The 15,337-nt window shown below is 39.0% G+C and carries 19 protein-coding genes; 16 read left to right on the forward strand and 3 right to left on the reverse strand.

Features of this window, described 5'->3' with window-relative positions:
* The first annotated feature begins 1 nt into the window (after position 1).
* From prfA to serB, 11 genes are all read left to right on the forward strand, one after another.
* On the forward strand, positions 2 to 1,075 hold the full coding sequence (prfA, locus tag JW886_RS03485) for a peptide chain release factor 1 (RefSeq protein WP_075524441.1): 1,074 nt from the start codon (positions 2 to 4) through the stop codon (positions 1,073 to 1,075).
* On the forward strand, positions 1,075 to 1,602 hold the full coding sequence (locus tag JW886_RS03490; protein WP_205872314.1) for a hypothetical protein: 528 nt from the start codon (positions 1,075 to 1,077) through the stop codon (positions 1,600 to 1,602). Before prfA ends, JW886_RS03490 begins: the two co-directional genes overlap by 1 nt.
* 108 nt (positions 1,603 to 1,710) lie before the next feature.
* Entirely contained in the window at positions 1,711 to 2,448 is a 738-nt protein-coding gene (nfsA, locus tag JW886_RS03495; protein ID WP_205872315.1) for an oxygen-insensitive NADPH nitroreductase, read from the forward strand.
* A gap of 88 nt (positions 2,449 to 2,536) precedes the next feature.
* Positions 2,537 to 3,352: a peptide chain release factor N(5)-glutamine methyltransferase gene (gene prmC / locus JW886_RS03500; protein WP_205872316.1), complete on the forward strand. Its 816-nt coding sequence runs from the start codon at positions 2,537 to 2,539 to the stop codon at positions 3,350 to 3,352.
* A gap of 9 nt (positions 3,353 to 3,361) precedes the next feature.
* On the forward strand, positions 3,362 to 3,820 hold the full coding sequence (locus tag JW886_RS03505) for a GNAT family N-acetyltransferase (RefSeq protein ID WP_075524445.1): 459 nt from the start codon (positions 3,362 to 3,364) through the stop codon (positions 3,818 to 3,820).
* A 23-nt stretch (positions 3,821 to 3,843) separates the two neighbouring features.
* The gene (locus tag JW886_RS09905) at positions 3,844 to 4,737 is read left to right on the forward strand and encodes an L-threonylcarbamoyladenylate synthase (RefSeq protein ID WP_277395112.1); all 894 of its coding nucleotides are present in this window, start codon (positions 3,844 to 3,846) and stop codon (positions 4,735 to 4,737) included.
* 125 nt (positions 4,738 to 4,862) lie between these two features.
* Positions 4,863 to 6,113, forward strand: a complete 1,251-nt coding sequence (glyA, locus tag JW886_RS03515) for a serine hydroxymethyltransferase (protein ID WP_075524446.1) — start codon at positions 4,863 to 4,865, stop codon at positions 6,111 to 6,113.
* Positions 6,114 to 6,293: 180 nt separating this feature from the next.
* Positions 6,294 to 6,896 (forward strand): lysozyme family protein, encoded by a 603-nt coding sequence (locus JW886_RS03520; protein WP_075524447.1) that lies wholly within the window; start codon positions 6,294 to 6,296, stop codon positions 6,894 to 6,896.
* A gap of 136 nt (positions 6,897 to 7,032) precedes the next feature.
* Positions 7,033 to 8,133: a 3-phosphoserine/phosphohydroxythreonine transaminase gene (gene serC, locus JW886_RS03525; RefSeq protein ID WP_205872318.1), complete on the forward strand. Its 1,101-nt coding sequence runs from the start codon at positions 7,033 to 7,035 to the stop codon at positions 8,131 to 8,133.
* Complete coding sequence (locus tag JW886_RS03530) at positions 8,130 to 9,326, forward strand: phosphoglycerate dehydrogenase (protein ID WP_205872319.1); 1,197 nt, start codon at positions 8,130 to 8,132, stop codon at positions 9,324 to 9,326. Before serC ends, JW886_RS03530 begins: the two co-directional genes overlap by 4 nt.
* On the forward strand, positions 9,326 to 9,961 hold the full coding sequence (serB, locus tag JW886_RS03535; protein WP_205872320.1) for a phosphoserine phosphatase SerB: 636 nt from the start codon (positions 9,326 to 9,328) through the stop codon (positions 9,959 to 9,961). The genes JW886_RS03530 and serB overlap by 1 nt, the downstream gene beginning before the upstream one ends.
* Positions 9,962 to 10,009: 48 nt before the next feature.
* Here the strand turns inward: serB and JW886_RS03540 are convergent, their stop codons facing one another.
* Positions 10,010 to 10,303: an acylphosphatase gene (locus JW886_RS03540; protein ID WP_205872321.1), complete on the reverse strand. Its 294-nt coding sequence runs from the start codon at positions 10,301 to 10,303 to the stop codon at positions 10,010 to 10,012.
* Between the two features lie 262 nt (positions 10,304 to 10,565).
* On the opposite strand from JW886_RS03540, the gene JW886_RS03545 reads away from it, so the two are divergent.
* Entirely contained in the window at positions 10,566 to 11,354 is a 789-nt protein-coding gene (locus JW886_RS03545) for a TrmH family RNA methyltransferase (protein WP_205872322.1), read from the forward strand.
* A 76-nt stretch (positions 11,355 to 11,430) separates the two neighbouring features.
* Positions 11,431 to 11,760, forward strand: a complete 330-nt coding sequence (locus JW886_RS03550; protein WP_205872323.1) for an inorganic diphosphatase — start codon at positions 11,431 to 11,433, stop codon at positions 11,758 to 11,760.
* Between the two features lie 35 nt (positions 11,761 to 11,795).
* On the opposite strand, the gene JW886_RS03555 is transcribed toward JW886_RS03550, so the two are convergent.
* Positions 11,796 to 12,236 carry a flavodoxin gene (locus tag JW886_RS03555; RefSeq protein WP_075524454.1) on the reverse strand — a complete coding sequence of 147 codons (441 nt, stop codon included), beginning with the start codon at positions 12,234 to 12,236 and terminating at the stop codon, positions 11,796 to 11,798.
* A 355-nt stretch (positions 12,237 to 12,591) separates the two neighbouring features.
* Here JW886_RS03555 and JW886_RS03560 point away from each other — a divergent pair, with 355 nt between their 5' ends.
* The gene (locus JW886_RS03560) at positions 12,592 to 13,446 is read left to right on the forward strand and encodes a methionyl aminopeptidase (protein ID WP_075524455.1); all 855 of its coding nucleotides are present in this window, start codon (positions 12,592 to 12,594) and stop codon (positions 13,444 to 13,446) included.
* Positions 13,447 to 13,544: 98 nt separating this feature from the next.
* A complete protein-coding gene (locus JW886_RS03565; protein ID WP_075524456.1) occupies positions 13,545 to 14,444 on the forward strand; it encodes a YihY/virulence factor BrkB family protein in 900 nt (299 codons plus the stop codon).
* A gap of 26 nt (positions 14,445 to 14,470) precedes the next feature.
* Here JW886_RS03565 and JW886_RS03570 read toward each other — a convergent pair whose 3' ends face one another.
* Positions 14,471 to 14,917 (reverse strand): GtrA family protein, encoded by a 447-nt coding sequence (locus tag JW886_RS03570; RefSeq protein ID WP_200407706.1) that lies wholly within the window; start codon positions 14,915 to 14,917, stop codon positions 14,471 to 14,473.
* A gap of 133 nt (positions 14,918 to 15,050) precedes the next feature.
* On the opposite strand from JW886_RS03570, the gene JW886_RS03575 reads away from it, so the two are divergent.
* Positions 15,051 to 15,227: a DUF3272 family protein gene (locus JW886_RS03575; RefSeq protein ID WP_075524458.1), complete on the forward strand. Its 177-nt coding sequence runs from the start codon at positions 15,051 to 15,053 to the stop codon at positions 15,225 to 15,227.
* Positions 15,228 to 15,337: the final 110 nt, after the last annotated feature.

Here is a 15,337-nt window from a genome sequence, read left to right on the forward strand (position 1 = left end):
TATGTTTGATCAATTAGAGTCAATAATCGGTAGATATGAAGAATTAGGAGAACTTTTGTCTGACCCGGAAGTGGTCTCCAACACGAAACGTTTCATGGAACTCTCACGTGAAGAAGCTGATTTACGCGATAAAGTTGCGACTTACAAAGAATATAAGAAAGTACTCGATACTATTCAAGATAGTGAAGAGATGCTTGGAGAGAGTGGCCTTGATGATGAGATGAAAGAAATGCTCAAGGAGGAACTTTCCAATGCTAAAACTCAAAAGGAAGAATTAGAAGAACAAATCAAAATTTTACTTCTTCCCAAAGATCCTAATGATGGGAAAAATATTATTTTAGAAATTCGCGGCGCTGCTGGTGGTGATGAAGCTGCACTGTTTGCTGGTGATTTATTGAACATGTATCAGCACTACGCTGAAGCTCAAGGGTGGAAGTTCGAAATCATGGAAGCAAATATCACGGGAATTGGGGGGTATAAAGAGGTTTCAGCTTTAATTTCTGGTCCATCTGTTTATTCTAAATTGAAATATGAATCAGGTGCTCACCGAGTACAACGTGTCCCTGTAACCGAAACACAAGGGCGGGTCCATACATCAACGGCTACTGTGCTTGTTATGCCTGAAGTTGAAGAATTTGAGATGACAATCGACCAAAAAGATTTACGTGTGGATATTTACCATGCCTCTGGTGCTGGTGGACAGAACGTCAATAAGGTTGCTACTGCGGTCCGCATGGTCCATTTGCCAACTGGGATTAAAGTGGAAATGCAAGAAGAACGGACGCAACAAAAAAATCGGGATAAAGCTATTAAATTGTTGAATACAAAAGTCTTTGATTACTATCAACAAATTGAATTGGATAAGCAAAATGCAGAACGTAAATCAACTGTCGGAACTGGGGATCGTTCTGAGCGGATTAGAACTTACAATTTCCCACAAAACCGTGTGACTGATCACCGAATTGGTTTGACTTTGCAAAAGTTGGATAGTATTTTATCTGGGAAAATGGATGAAGTGATTGATGCTTTGATTGTTTATGATCAAACTCAGAAATTAGAAGAATTAAATAAATAATGAAATTTGAGTTTGAAGGTTTCAACATTTGTGAAGTTGGACAGGAACAAAGGCGTATGCAGACTTCTAAGAAAGTGAACAATATCTTAACAGAAGTCAGGGTTTTTGGAGCAACACGCGGGAGTATTTCTTTTGAGCTACTGCATTGTACTGGAAGCAACGGGGATACTTGGGTTGTTGCCGAAAATGTCGTATCAGAATCGGAGCATCTTCATCGGGCTCAACGGACGCGTATGTCCATTGAAAAGTTTGAAAATCAGCAGTATTGTCGTTTGTGGCAAGAAGTGAAGAAGGATAAAGATTGGAGTCAAACAAAAAAACGACTCCCTTTATCTGAAATCGGAAAATACAGCCAGACTCCTGTCCGCTCATTTTTTATAGCATTGGGAGCTAAGCTTGGTACCTTAGAAGAGTTGGTGTGTGAGACAAATATGAATCGTAAGCAGTTTGGCGTGCTTTTTTCTTCAGAAAATTTGCAAGTTCCTTTATGTGCTTACCTTTTAACACGTGTCCTACCGCTCATTTAAAATTAGTACATTCTTACTCCATCTTTAAAATAGGTTAAAAATAGAAAAACGTTGTAAAATAAATTCTGTCAGTACTGACAGAATTTATTTTACGGACAAGGAGAAAAAATGTATCCAACAATCGAAAAAATGTTACAACATGCCTCTGTTAGAAATTTCAAACCCGAAGCGCTGCCGTTGGAAACCAAAAATCTGCTAATAACGGCGGCCCAGTCTGGCTCTTCTTCAAATTTCGTTCAGGCGTATACAATTATCGAAATTGCAGATGAATCTGTAAGACGTGAGATAGCTGAAATCTCAGGATCGGCGGCATACGTCAATCAAACTGGTGCTTTTTATCTTTTTGTGGCAGATTGGTATCGCCAAGCGGAAATTTTACGTGATCATGAACAAGAATTGGCAGCGTTACGAAATATGGAAGCTTTAACCGTGGCAGTTGTTGATACTACCATTGCAGCACAGAATATGGCTATCGCTGCTGAGTCTATGGACCTAGGAGTCTGTTATATTGGCGGCATCCGCAATAACTTAGCAAAAGTCGCTCAAATTCTTGATCTGCCAGAGCTGACGGTACCTTTATTTGGCCTGTCAGTTGGTTATCCGAACTTTCGCAATGAAGTTAAACCTCGTTTGCCTCAGCATAATATATTTTCAGTCGATGGCTACGATCGTCAGAAACTGACGGATCTGTCAGTATATAAAGCGACGAGCGCTAATTATTATAAGCAACGCACTAGCCATCAAAAAGATACCGATTGGACGCAAGAAATGAGTCAATTTCTTAGCGAGCCCCGTCGGAAAGATGTTGCTAATTTTTTGAAACAACAAGGCTTTACTTTATCCTGAGAGGGGCATAAAACCTGATTTTATCAGGCTTTTTTGCTATACTTGTAGAGATAAAATCGAAATAAACAAGGATGGGAAAAAGAGAGAAATGCTGTGGATTGAAGCGGTACGCACTCTATCAGCGGAGTTAAATGAACCTTTTGCGCTAGAATTTGTCTGGCGTCACAAATATAATTTGGATAAGTTGGCTTGGTTGAATTTAATGCGCGAAAAAATTGGTGAAAATGATTTAAAGTTACTGACAGAGCTGTCAGCACGTTTAAAAGAAGATGAACCCCCTCAATATCTTGTCGGCTGGGTTGAATTTTGTGATTTACGTTTAAAAGTGGATCAGCGAGTGCTTATTCCGCGTCCAGAGACAGAAGAGCTAGTGGCTCTCATTCTGAAAGAAAATAAAAAAGAGAAGTTGCACGTGTTAGATATCGGGACCGGTTCTGGTGCCATTGCACTCGCTTTAGCCAAAGCCCATAAAGAGTGGCAGGTAACAGCTTCTGATTTGTCAGAGTCCGCCTTAGAACTTGCCTCAGAAAATGCGAAGGAACATGGTCTCTTAGTAGAGTTCGTAGAGTCTGACGTCATGGACCAGTTTACTGATGAAAAATTTGATTTGATTGTCTCAAATCCCCCCTATATTGCATTTGATGAAACATATGAAATGGACAAGTCGGTCATCAAATATGAACCGGAGTCAGCGTTATTTGCAGCTCACCAAGGCTACGCCATCTATGAAAAGATAGCACGTCAGGCAGGGGCTCATCTTAATCCCGGCGGAAAACTCTACTTTGAAATTGGATATAAGCAGGGCCCTTTTTTACAGCAACTTTTTCAAGCACACTTTACTGACCAAACTGTCAGTATCCATCAGGATGTTTTTGGTAAAGATCGCATGATTAGTGTGAGTTGAGGTTAGAGTATGCAAAAGATAAAGTTGGATAAAATCACGCAACAAAAAGAAGACTTCTTGCCTTTGCTCCTTTTAGCTGATGACGGACCGCACTTGAGAAACTATTTGAAAAAGGGCGAGCTTTTTATCCTGTCAGTTACTGATGGGGCTGTCATTGGTGCTGTTGTTGTGACAGAAAAATACCCCAGACAATATGAAATTGAAAATTTTGCGGTTGCTACTGAATATCAAAGGCAAGGTTATGGCAAAGTAATGATGGAACACTTAATCAAGCAGTATCAGAATCGCGCAGATGTCCTGATGGTTGGTACAGATGATGTATCCGGAAACGTTCAGTTTTATAAAAAATGTGGTTTTGAAGAAACGCAGATTTTGAAGAATTATTTTGTTGAGCATTATGAACATGCTCTCTTTGACAGAGGGCGTCAGCTAAAAGATAAAGTATATTTAAGAAAGAATTTAAAATGAAAATTGAAAATGATTTACGCACAATGGCTTCCTTTCTCCAAGCTCAATTGAAAGATGTTGAGACTTTGATTGCTCAAGAAAAAGAGGATAAGGCTCAGGAAGCATTAAACTTTACTCAGGGTGGTTTGAAGAATTTTGCCAATGAAATTGAAAAAGTTGATGGTGGATTTTACGGTCTCGTCGGTATCTTATTCCGTCGGGCTTATCATGTTCCAGATGACATAAAGAAACTTCGTGAAGCACTGTTTCAAGAAGCGGAAAGACTTCAAAAACTTTTGGCTAAAAATTCTGAAAAAAATCGGAATAAACTTGATCGCAATGTAGCTAAAGCAGCCAAAGCCCTTCAAACAAGCGAACTTGCAATCTTACCTACCGAAACCGTCTATGGACTCTTTGCGAATGCACTGGATGAAAAAGCAGTCAAGAAACTCTATGCGGTCAAAGGTCGTCCAACAGAAAAAGCTTTGAATATGAATGTTGCTAGTTACGCGGATATCTTGAAATATAGCAAACATCAACCAGTTTACCTTGAAAAATTGGTAGGAGCTTTTTTACCTGGACCCTTAACAATTATTCTTGAAGCCTCAAATGCTGTTCCTGAGTGGATTCATATCGGGAAGACGACCGTTGGTTTTAGAATGCCAAGTATTAAAATCACCCAAAAAGTGATTGAAAAGGTAGGGGTTCTAGTGGGACCTTCCGCTAATTTAACAGGAGACCCAAGCCCGCAATTTTTTGCTGATTTGAGTCCGCAGATTTTAGAAAATGCGCAAGTGGCGATTCAAGACGACAGTATTTATGGGCTGGACACGACAATTATTGATTTAACTGGCAAGACCCCTCGTTTACTGCGCCAGGGAGCGATTACGCGTGAGCAATTGTTGAGAGAAGTTCCTGAGTTGGCAGATATCCAATAGACTGTCTGGGAGTTAGGGCTGTATTTCCGAACGTTTCTAATTAGATTCCTGATTAGAAAACAAGTTATTTTAATATCTCGTGTAGAGTAAGATATAATAAAAATAGCGATAAATAAGGAGAGATTATGATTTTTGATAAAGTAGATTTTGAAAGTTTTGACCCTGAGCTTTGGGCAGCAATTCACGCAGAAGAAAAGCGCCAACAGCAAAATATAGAACTTATTGCTTCAGAAAATATAGTATCTAAGGCTGTACTTGCCGCACAAGGCTCTGTCTTGACAAATAAATATGCAGAAGGTTATCCTGGAAAGCGGTATTATGGAGGGACAGAAGCTGTTGATGTAGTGGAAAATCTAGCAATTGAGCGGGCTAAAGAGCTTTTCGGTGTCCAATTTGCTAATGTGCAACCTCATTCAGGATCACAAGCGAATGCAGCAGCTTATATGGCACTTATTGAGCCTGGGGACACGGTCTTGGGAATGGATCTTAATGCGGGGGGACATTTAACGCATGGTGCTGCAGTGAATTTTTCTGGTAAGATGTACCATTTTGTTCCCTATGGTGTAAATGCAGAGACAGAACGATTGGATTATGAAGAAATTCTTCAGCTTGCACAAAAGGTAAAACCAAAACTTATTGTTGCAGGAGCTTCCGCCTATTCTCGCACCATTGATTTTAAAAAATTTCGAGAAATAGCTGATGAAGTAGGGGCTAAATTGATGGTGGATATGGCCCACATCGCTGGTCTAGTAGCGACAGGAGTCCACCCAAGTCCTATTCCCTATGCTGATGTAGTAACCACCACCACACATAAAACCTTAAGAGGACCTCGCGGCGGGATGATTTTAACCAATGATGAGCTTTTGGCGAAAAAAATCAATTCCGCAATTTTTCCAGGGACACAAGGCGGCCCCTTGGAACACGTTATCGCGGCCAAGGCAGTTGCTTTTAAAGAAGCCCTTGACCCTGCATTCACCACTTATATTAATCAGGTTGTAAAAAATACTCAAGTTATGGCTGAAGAATTTGCAAATGTAAAAGGGCTCCGCCTGATTGCTGGAGGCTCCGATAATCATTTACTTAACTTGAAAGTTTTAGATCTTGGAATCAACGGAAAAGAAGCTCAAGATTTATTGGATACGGTCCATATCACCTTGAATAAAGAAGCAATCCCCGATGAAACACTCTCTCCTTTTAAAACCTCAGGTGTACGAATTGGTGCAGCAGCGATTACCTCGCGTGGCTTTAAAGAAGAACATGCACGTCAAGTTGCCCAACTCGTTTCAAAAGCATTGGTCAATCATGATAATAAAGAAAAATTAGAAGAAGTTCGTCAGGCTGTTTTAGACTTAACCGATGAATTTCCTTTATATTAATAGTAGAGCAAGCTTGCAGGGCTTGCTTTTTTCTTACGTCCAAAATTAAGCTCTATTTAAATTAAAAATGGTATAATAAAAGAGTTTTAGAAATAGTCGCGACAAAATATGACATGAAATAGAGAATATAGAAACTGAAATGTAAAAGAAGAACATAGCGACTAAAATTAGGTAAGTAAAATGTTGAAAAAAATAGTTGGAATTGTAGTGCTGCTCCTGATAATGTGCGGTGGTTTTTATGTTTATCGGGCACATCAGAACGTTAAACATGTTATGTCGTATGAAGCAGCCGTTAAAAAAAGTTTGAAGGCGCAAGGTTTGAGCGGAGATACTCAACTTGCTTTAGCCATCATCTATACAGAAACAAAAGGTAAAGAAGCAGATATCATGCAGTCCAGCGAAAGTTTAAATGGGAAGGCAAATGAAATTTCTAATGAAGAGGACAGTATTCAACAAGGAATTTTAAACCTTTCAAAGGTACTTGAATACGCTGAAGAAAAAAATGTGGATGTTTGGACTGGCGTACAAGCCTATAATTATGGGAAATCGTATGTAGATTATATTGCTAAACATGGAGGAAAGAACACAATCAAACTCTCAAAAGCGTATTCCCGAGATGTTGTAGCACCCAGTTTGGGAAATACGTCAGGCCAAACCTACTATCATGTGACACTAGACTCCCTCCTTTACAATAAAGGCAAACTTTATTCCAACGGAGGAAATATTTTCTATGCTAAAGAAGTCGCTTGGAACATGTACTTACTAGACTTATTGAATTGGTAAGAAATGTTTTACTAATTCTAAAATAATAAAAATAAGTAAATTCTACGGATGCAGTGAATTTACTTATTTTTTTAATTTGAATTATCAGAAAATTATATTATAATAAAGAAAACCTAAAAAAGATGGAGTGATGAAGATGGCTGACTACAATTTTGGCGCAGGACCGAGTGTTGTTCCCCAGGAAGTTTTGGAAGTAATTAAGCGTGAAATAATGAATTTTAATCATACTGGGTTATCAATATTAGAAATTTCTCATCGCTCCTTGGATTTTCAAGCACTTATATCAGAGGCAAAGAATGATTTACGAGCGTTGATGGGCATACCTGCAGATTATGAGATTTTATTTTTGCAAGGAGGAGCCTCTACACAGTTTATGATGCTCCCTCTTAATTTAGCTCAGAACAAAACCGCCTATTATGCGATTTCTGGGATATTTGGCAAAAAAGCTTACGAAGAAGCGATTAAGGCCAGCCAATTGGAAAACATAGATGTTGTTAGCATAGGCTCAACAGCACATCATCACTATGATCGTCTCCTTAAAATTGATTTAGAGAAAATAGATTTCCAAAAAGCCGCATATTTGCATTTGACCACCAATAATACGGTTGAAGGAACAGCTATTTTTCCTGAGAATTTACCTGAAAGCCACGAAGTTCCCCTTATTGCAGACATGAGTTCTAATATTATGGCTGTGGATTATGATATTTCTAAGTTTGGTATGGTTTATGCTGGTGCACAAAAGAACTTAGGTATAGCCGGGTTGACAGTAGTAATTATAAAAAAAGATTTACTCTCTAAGGATCAAGTGCTCCCCTCTATGCTTGATTATCAGGTTTTAGCTGAGCATCAATCGATGTATAATACTCCACCTACTTTTGCTATTTATGTAGCAGGCTTAATTTTTAAATGGGTTAAAGCGCAAGGGGGAGTAAAAGAGCTTGAAAGGCAAAATCGAAAAAAAGCGAAATTACTTTATGATTATATTGATCAATCAGATTTTTATGATAATCCTGTCTATAACATAAATGAACGCTCTATTTGTAATGTCATTTTTAGGTGTCCACATCAAAACCTTGATGTGGAGTTTGCTAATGAGGCTGAAAAAAGAGGGTTGCTATCATTAAAAGGTCATCGTTCTGTAGGAGGCTTACGTGCAAGTCTTTATAATGCCTTTCCTGTCGAAGGAGTTAGGAAGCTAATCGAATTTATGAAGGATTTTGAGGAGGAGAATAAATGACTTTTCATATTAAAACAATTGGTAATAATATTGATCAAATTGCTTTAGCAGAAGTTGAAGCACCTTTTATGGTCAATGAAGTTGAGGAGGAACAAGCCGATGCATTTATTTGCCGAGCACAGCCTTTTCACAATTATACTTTTTCTAAAAAACTCCTCGCTATAGGGCGTGCAGGGGCTGGTTTTAATAATATTCCAATAGAAAGATGTGCCCAAGAGGGGATAGTGGTTTTTAATGCGCCCGGTGGAAATGCTAATGCGGTAAAAGAGTTAGTCTTAGGTATGATGATCTTTGGAACCCGCAATCTAGAACAAGCCAATCAATGGCTCCGCGCTCAAACTGGTACAGATGAAGAAATAGATCAGAGGGTAGAGGAAGCGAAAAAAGTTTTTTCAGGCTCAGAGCTTGCTGGAAAAACATTAGGCGTGATTGGACTGGGAAATATTGGTTCACGTGTTGCTAATGATGCACGCCGTCTAGGAATGAAAGTATTGGGGTATGACCCTTACCTTTCTATCGAACATGCTTGGAATTTATCTCATCATGTTAAACGTGTTCATCAACTTACAGAGCTACTTCAAAAATCGGATTATATCACCGTTCATATGCCAGCCACGCCAGAAACGCAAGGGTTATTGAATTGGGCAAATCTTTCTCAATGTAAAAAAGGTGTTATCTTACTTAATTATGCTCGGGATGAAATTAGTAACAAAAAGGATATTTTAAGAGCGATTGATGCAGGAATTGTCAAGTTTTTTGGAACAGATTTTGGTTCTGAATGCTTTAACAATTGTGCTCAAGTATTTTTAACACCTCACTTAGGCGGATCAACAAAAGAAGCTGGTTTGAACTGCACGAGAATGGCTTTAGATTCTGTACAGACATATCTACAAACTGGTGAGATTATTAACGCTGTTAATTTTCCAAGAGTTACTCAAGAATTACTCTCGCCTTATCGGATTACTTTAATTAATAAAAATGTCCCCAATGTCGTGGCCCAAATATCAATGGCGGTGGCAAAAGAAAATATCAATATTGCCAATATTGTCAATCGTGGGCAGGGAGATTATGCTTATACGCTGCTTGATCTGGATGAGCAAGATGAGGAGAAAATCAAAGCGCTCATTGAACGTTTCTCTAAAGCAGATAATGTAGTACGAGTTCGCTTAATAAAAAATAAGAGGGGAATGTGATGAAAGCAAAACGTCTTCTTGTCATGGATGTTGATGGAACGTTGATTGAGGAAGAGGTCATTGATTTATTGGGGCAAAAGGTCGGGAAGGGTCAGCAGATGGCGAAGATTACCGCTGCTGCAATGCGCGGGGACTTAGAGTTTAAAGCGGCTCTTGAAGAACGCGTGGCTTACTTGAAAGGTTTGGATATAGAAGAAGTTAAAAAAATTTATAAGCAGCTTCATCTGACAAAGGGAGCTCAGGAACTTATTCAGTATGCTCATGCTCATCAGTGGAAGGTTGGGCTTGTTTCAGGTGGTTTTTGTGAAGTCCTGCATCCCCTTGTCAAAAAGCTAAAAATTGATTATGTATGTGCTAATCATTTAGCTATTGAAAAAAATATTCTGACGGGTAAAACTGCTGGGGTCATAGTGGATAAAACAGCTAAGCTTGAACAAGTTAAGCGATGGGCAAAGGAGAATGAACTCGGTCTTGATGAGGTCATTGCTCTTGGGGATGGAGCAAATGATATTCCTATGCTACAGAGCGTTGGTACTGGCGTGGCTTTTAATGCTAAACCGCTGGTTAAAGCGGCTGTTTCGTACGTTCTTGATGAGCGAGATCTCATGCGCGTCCTTGAATTTTTGGACAATTAAAAAATGACTGCTTCTTGATGAAAGCTTTCATCAGGAGGCGTCATTGATTTAGTAGGCCACATCAAAAGTAGTAAAATCGGGGAATTGTGCAGGGGTACTCTCAACATAAGTCACTTTTGCAAAGGGTGGAAGTTTCCTTTTTGCACTAGCTTCACCGCGTATAGTAGCAGTAAATTTAGTCAGTGCTTCGGGATGATCTGTTTGAGCATAGATACCCACTGTTCCGTCATCATTATTCCATACCCGTCCCAAAATACCGAGTTCACGAGCGGTAATAATCACAAAGTATCGAAAGCCTACTCCTTGGACTTTACCTGAAACAAGCATTTTTACTTTTTGCATAGCAGCCTCCTTATTGTAATGTTAGCGTAGAAAGTAGAGTGTTAAAAGAACAAATAGAATACAAAATAGAAAAGAGGAACGTCTTCGTAAACGATAAGTTTGTTCTCGTGCACCCGAATCCTTGTGATGAACTGGAATTTCTGAGTTAGTGGGCTTGTTTTTCTGTTTGAAAAGAACCATCCTATTTCCTCCTTTGTAAACGGTTTATTCAATTATACCATAAGCCTCAGCAAGATTCGCAAAATTCTGTTAAAATGAGGGTATGGAAATTATCAGTTCAAAAGAAAATAAAAAAATTAAAGAAGCTCGTAAGTTACTGACGAAAAAGTATCGGAAGATCTCTTATTTAGTCGAAGGCTTTCACCTCTTAGAAGAAGCGCTCAAGGCTGATCACCCTGTGCTACAGATCTTTGTTGAAGCCTCCAAAGAAGAAAAATTAGAAAAGCTTTTAGCAAAAGTCGGCCGCCCAATCACAGCCGTAAAACAATCATCCGAACTGACAGGTTTGTCAGTAAACTTTGTGACACCAGAAGTGCTGAAAAGTTTGGCTGAGAGCGAGCATCCTCAAGGCGTAATAGCGGAGGTTGGTTTTATCAATCGAAAAGTTGACTTTTCAGGCGATAAGTATCTTGTACTTGAGCATGTGCAAGACCCCGGCAATGTCGGCACAATGATACGTACAGCAGATGCTGCAGGGTTCGATGGGGTATTACTCCTAGGAGAAACTGCCGATCCTTACAGTCCAAAAGTTATCCGCGCCATGCAAGGCTCTCATTTTCATTTGCCTGTGATTAAAAGCAGTGTGACTGAAGGGTTCAAAGACTTGCAAAAGGCTGAGTTGCCTATCTTAACAACCACGCTATCAGCAGACTCTGTAGCTTACCAAACCATCCACAAGGAGCGTTTTGCTCTTGTCATGGGAAATGAAGGCGCAGGCGTATCAGAAGAAGCAGTTAAAGCTGCGGATATTTTGGTACATATTGAAATGCCAGGTCAAGCTGAGTCTCTAAATGTCGCAGTTGCCGCAGGAATTTTGATGTTTTCAATGTAGTGCCTATTCGAACAACTTTTCGCTAACAAGTTTGAAAACTACTGACCAGCTGGTCAGAGTTGAGAGGGATATAAAGATGGAAATTTTTAAAGCGATCATAGATCGTCCTGTTGGCTATGTCCACCATGGTACGGTTTATCCTATAAACTATGGTTACATTGAGCATATCATAGCGGGAGACGGTGAAGAACAAGATGTTTATATTCTTTCACGATTGCCCGAGTACAACAAACCCCTTCAAACGTTCACTGACAAGTTAATCGCTATAATCACTAGAAAAGATGATGTCGAGAACAAATGGGTTTTGACTACAGAAAAAGAGACTTTCACTCAAACTGAAATCCTACAGGCAGTCCACTTTCAAGAACAGTATTTTGATGCTCAAGTTGACTTGGTAGAAGATTAAATAAAAAAACGCGTATTAACTAGCGCGTTTTTTGTTTAGAATTGATTAGCTAACGTTTCGGCGAAGTTTTCAAGAGCCGCTTCATCTTCGTCTTCGGGTGATAGATCGACTTTGACAGATTCCGCACCTTTAGTAGCGCCTGTCATTGCCAAGGTTTCATCGAACATATCAACGCACAAGCAGAAATCATCATAAAAAGTGTCACCAGAACCAAAGACTCCGTAAGTTTTTCCAGTCAAATCAACATCTTTTAATTCTTCATAGAAATCTACGATTTCATCAGGCAACTCTCCATCGCCGTAAGTGTAGGTCCCTACAATACATAGATCCGCATCCATCATATCTTCGGCATCAACCGACGTACACTCATCGAGTTCTACCTCCCAACCTAATTCTTCAAGTTTATCGGCAACAATATCCGCACAGGCTTCGGTGTTTCCTGTCATGCTGGCATATACAATTTTTGCTAAAGGCATTTTCCTATCTCCTTCTGGGTAAAATAATAATATTACAATGAAAAGCATTCACTCACATTATATCAAAATTCATAACAAATCAATACTTAAAACTATAAGAAGAGCATGGACAAAAGGGCTAGCTCTGCTATTAGTGGAAAAAAGATGAAAGAAAAAGAGAATTTATGTTAAAATAGAGTGTATTTAACATCAAGCAGATTTTGAAAAGGTTCATGATTGTCGGAGGAAATCTCTGGAAATAAAGCGATAAATACTATCTTCGAGAGATTCAGTGGCTGGGGTAAATCTTAATTTATCCTCTGGCGAAGTATGAAACACTTCAAATAAATAATTTAAGTATAAAGGAAAGAAAAAATTGATTACTCTAAAATCGCAACGTGAAATCGAACAAATGGAACGCTCTAGTAAAATCCTTGCGGATATCCACATTGGACTGCGAGAACTGATTAAACCAGGGATTGACATGTGGGAAATTGAAGAATATGTTCGCAAAGTTTGTAAAGAAAAAAATGTTTTACCTTTACAAATTGGAGTGGATGAAGGAAATTATAATCCATTCCCTTATGCGACTTGCTGCTGTTTGAATGATGAAGTGGCTCACGCATTTCCACGTCATCAAATTCTTAAAGAGGGTGATTTGATTAAGGTGGACATGGTTCTTGGTTTGGTTGAAGATGGTTCTGTTGATGTTTCAAAACTTAATTTTGACGATGCCAAATCAATGGTTAAATATCAAGAAGAATTCCGCGGTGGCGTTGCTGACTCTTGCTGGGCTTATGCTGTAGGTGAAGTTTCTGATGAAGTAAAAAACTTGATGGATGTGACCCGCGAATGTCTCTATCTTGGGATTGAACAAGCCAAAGTAGGTAACCGTATTGGTGATATTGGGGCCGCTATTCAAGAATATGCTGAAAGTCGTGGCTATGGTGTTGTTCGTGACCTTGTAGGACATGGCGTTGGACCAACCATGCATGAAGAACCAATGGTGCCCCACTACGGACGTGCTGGACGTGGCCTTCGTTTACGTGAAGGAATGGTCTTAACCATTGAACCAATGATTAACACTGGGGGTTGGGAAATTGACCATGATGGAGAAAGAGGATATGTCACTTTTGATGGTAGTCTCTCTTGCCAATATGAGCATCAGTTTGTGATAACAAAAGATGGGCCAGTAATTTTGACTTCTCAAGGTGAAGAACGAACTTACTGAGTCCTTAAGAAAAAGGTCAGAGTAAGGATGTAGTTTCTAGATGACTACTGCTTGTGGCTAGGAGGAGAAGTGAGGAAAGTGCAGAATTGAAAGAAAAAATGAAGAAAATTATCCAAACTGCTGGTGAGTTAACCAGGACTTTCATGACTTTTTTCAAGAGCTCGGAAATGAGTCTTTCATCCATCGCTGTTGCTTACTACCTATTGTTGGCAATCTTTCCTCTGGTGTTGATTGTGGGAAATATTTTACCTTTCTTACAGATTGACACTTCAGGCTTGCTCGTTTTTCTGTCGAATAACTTACCTAATGATATTTATAAAGGTGTAGAGCCAGTGGTTAATAACTTACTGAGCCAACGCAATACTGGTTTACTTTCCGTTTCTGTACTTGCTGGTTTTTGGACTTTTTCTCGTGCCTTATCCGCTTTGCAGATGTCAATGAATAAAGCCTATGAAGTGTTTAACCACCGTGATTTTATTATCAGTCGGATTATTGGTTTGGCTTCGGGGTTTGCTATTTTACTCTTCTTATATTTTTCGATTGTCCTTTCAACCTTTGGACAATTGATACTAGAGCAAGTTTACCGAGTCTTCCCTTTTGATCGTAGTCTCTACCGAACGCTACACAACATGACCCTACCTGCTGTTGCTGTTGCTGTCTTTCTATCTTTGATGCTGCTTTATTTCATCTTGCCAAATGTTAAAATCAGGAAGTTAAGATACACGATGCCAGGAACAATTTTTTCTACGTTCGTCTTAGTGTTTTTAACAAACTTTATTGCAAAATATGTTAGTTTTGCTTTAAATCAGCTTGATGACCTAAAGCTGATTGGGTCTTTGGTTGTGTTTGCTCTTATGATCTGGTTTATCTTTATTGCTCGAGTCTTGATTATTGGGGCAATCTTAAATGCGGTTTACCAAAAAACTCAGCTAGGTAAAATTGAAACTCGTCGAGGAGAAATCGTGGAATTTATTAAAGAAATTAGAAATAATGACTGACAGACTGGTCAGTAAAAAAATTCAGCTTACGAAGCTGAATTTTTTTTATTTTTAAAGACAAAAAATTTCGAATAAAGATAATTAAGGACAATTGTGAGGACTTGAATGAAGACGTTCAATTCAGCAACCATACGATTCTTAGAGAGACCAAAGAGGTTCATGAGAAGCTGCGGATGTTGGTCGACAAACCACCAGTTAATAACAATTGCCAGCAACAGCAATACGATACGACCCGATACAAAACTAATAAAATCGCGCAGAAGTTGGTCAGACTTATGATGAAAGACAAAAATTTTATTGGTAACAAAGGCAAAAAGGATACTACAAGATTGAGCGACAGTTTCTGAGGCCCAACCAGAATGCCAAGCTTGCCAACTCAGCCATTTGACTAGGGCATAGACAGCTGTAGCGAGTACTCCGAAGATGATGTAGCGTAGCGTTTCAGATTGAAGAAAATATTTAAGCTTTTTCATAAAGTCATTATATCAAAAAAGAAGAAAGAGCGGGAACTTGAATAAAACAAGGAAAAGTGGGTAACCCTTTTTGCACCTCAAAAAGGCGCGTTATGCGTTGACATCCTTTACTTAAAAATGTCATAATAGAGGCATGCCTAAACAACGATTTTATTCTTTTATGATTGGGACAGTCATTGAAGCTTGGATTTTCAGCTGGACGTTCCTTTCAGGTGACTGGTTTTTTGCTAGCTTCTTTGGAGTGCTGCTTGTACGACGCATTTGGCTAGCTTATAGACTTGATAAACTGATCCGAGAAATGAAAATCTAATTTTTCTGCTCGGTTTTATAATAGATAACTAAAAAACTGACAGCTTACAGGTGGGAAAATTCTATTTTTTTACTGACAGCGCTATCAGTAAGTAAGAGTAACAGGAGAAA

The sequence above is a fragment of the Lactococcus taiwanensis genome, assembly GCF_017068355.1.
Lineage (GTDB): Bacteria > Bacillota > Bacilli > Lactobacillales > Streptococcaceae > Lactococcus > Lactococcus taiwanensis.

Bases quoted from the DNA above. Each gene is read 5' to 3' on its own strand.
- JW886_RS03540 (WP_205872321.1), bottom strand. From the start codon at position 10,303: ATGCAAAAAGTAAAAATGCTTGTTTCAGGTAAAGTCCAAGGAGTAGGC.
- JW886_RS03575 (WP_075524458.1), top strand. From the start codon at position 15,051: ATGCCTAAACAACGATTTTATTCTTTTATGATTGGGACAGTCATTGAA.
- prmC (WP_205872316.1), top strand. From the start codon at position 2,537: ATGCTGTGGATTGAAGCGGTACGCACTCTATCAGCGGAGTTAAATGAA.
- glyA (WP_075524446.1), top strand. From the start codon at position 4,863: ATGATTTTTGATAAAGTAGATTTTGAAAGTTTTGACCCTGAGCTTTGG.
- JW886_RS03545 (WP_205872322.1), top strand. From the start codon at position 10,566: ATGGAAATTATCAGTTCAAAAGAAAATAAAAAAATTAAAGAAGCTCGT.
- JW886_RS03550 (WP_205872323.1), top strand. From the start codon at position 11,431: ATGGAAATTTTTAAAGCGATCATAGATCGTCCTGTTGGCTATGTCCAC.
- JW886_RS03565 (WP_075524456.1), top strand. From the start codon at position 13,545: ATGAAGAAAATTATCCAAACTGCTGGTGAGTTAACCAGGACTTTCATG.
- JW886_RS03530 (WP_205872319.1), top strand. From the start codon at position 8,130: ATGACTTTTCATATTAAAACAATTGGTAATAATATTGATCAAATTGCT.
- prfA (WP_075524441.1), top strand. From the start codon at position 2: ATGTTTGATCAATTAGAGTCAATAATCGGTAGATATGAAGAATTAGGA.
- JW886_RS03555 (WP_075524454.1), bottom strand. From the start codon at position 12,236: ATGCCTTTAGCAAAAATTGTATATGCCAGCATGACAGGAAACACCGAA.
- JW886_RS03520 (WP_075524447.1), top strand. From the start codon at position 6,294: ATGTTGAAAAAAATAGTTGGAATTGTAGTGCTGCTCCTGATAATGTGC.
- JW886_RS09905 (WP_277395112.1), top strand. From the start codon at position 3,844: ATGGCTTCCTTTCTCCAAGCTCAATTGAAAGATGTTGAGACTTTGATT.
- JW886_RS03490 (WP_205872314.1), top strand. From the start codon at position 1,075: ATGAAATTTGAGTTTGAAGGTTTCAACATTTGTGAAGTTGGACAGGAA.
- nfsA (WP_205872315.1), top strand. From the start codon at position 1,711: ATGTATCCAACAATCGAAAAAATGTTACAACATGCCTCTGTTAGAAAT.
- JW886_RS03505 (WP_075524445.1), top strand. From the start codon at position 3,362: ATGCAAAAGATAAAGTTGGATAAAATCACGCAACAAAAAGAAGACTTC.
- serC (WP_205872318.1), top strand. From the start codon at position 7,033: ATGGCTGACTACAATTTTGGCGCAGGACCGAGTGTTGTTCCCCAGGAA.
- serB (WP_205872320.1), top strand. From the start codon at position 9,326: ATGAAAGCAAAACGTCTTCTTGTCATGGATGTTGATGGAACGTTGATT.
- JW886_RS03570 (WP_200407706.1), bottom strand. From the start codon at position 14,917: ATGAAAAAGCTTAAATATTTTCTTCAATCTGAAACGCTACGCTACATC.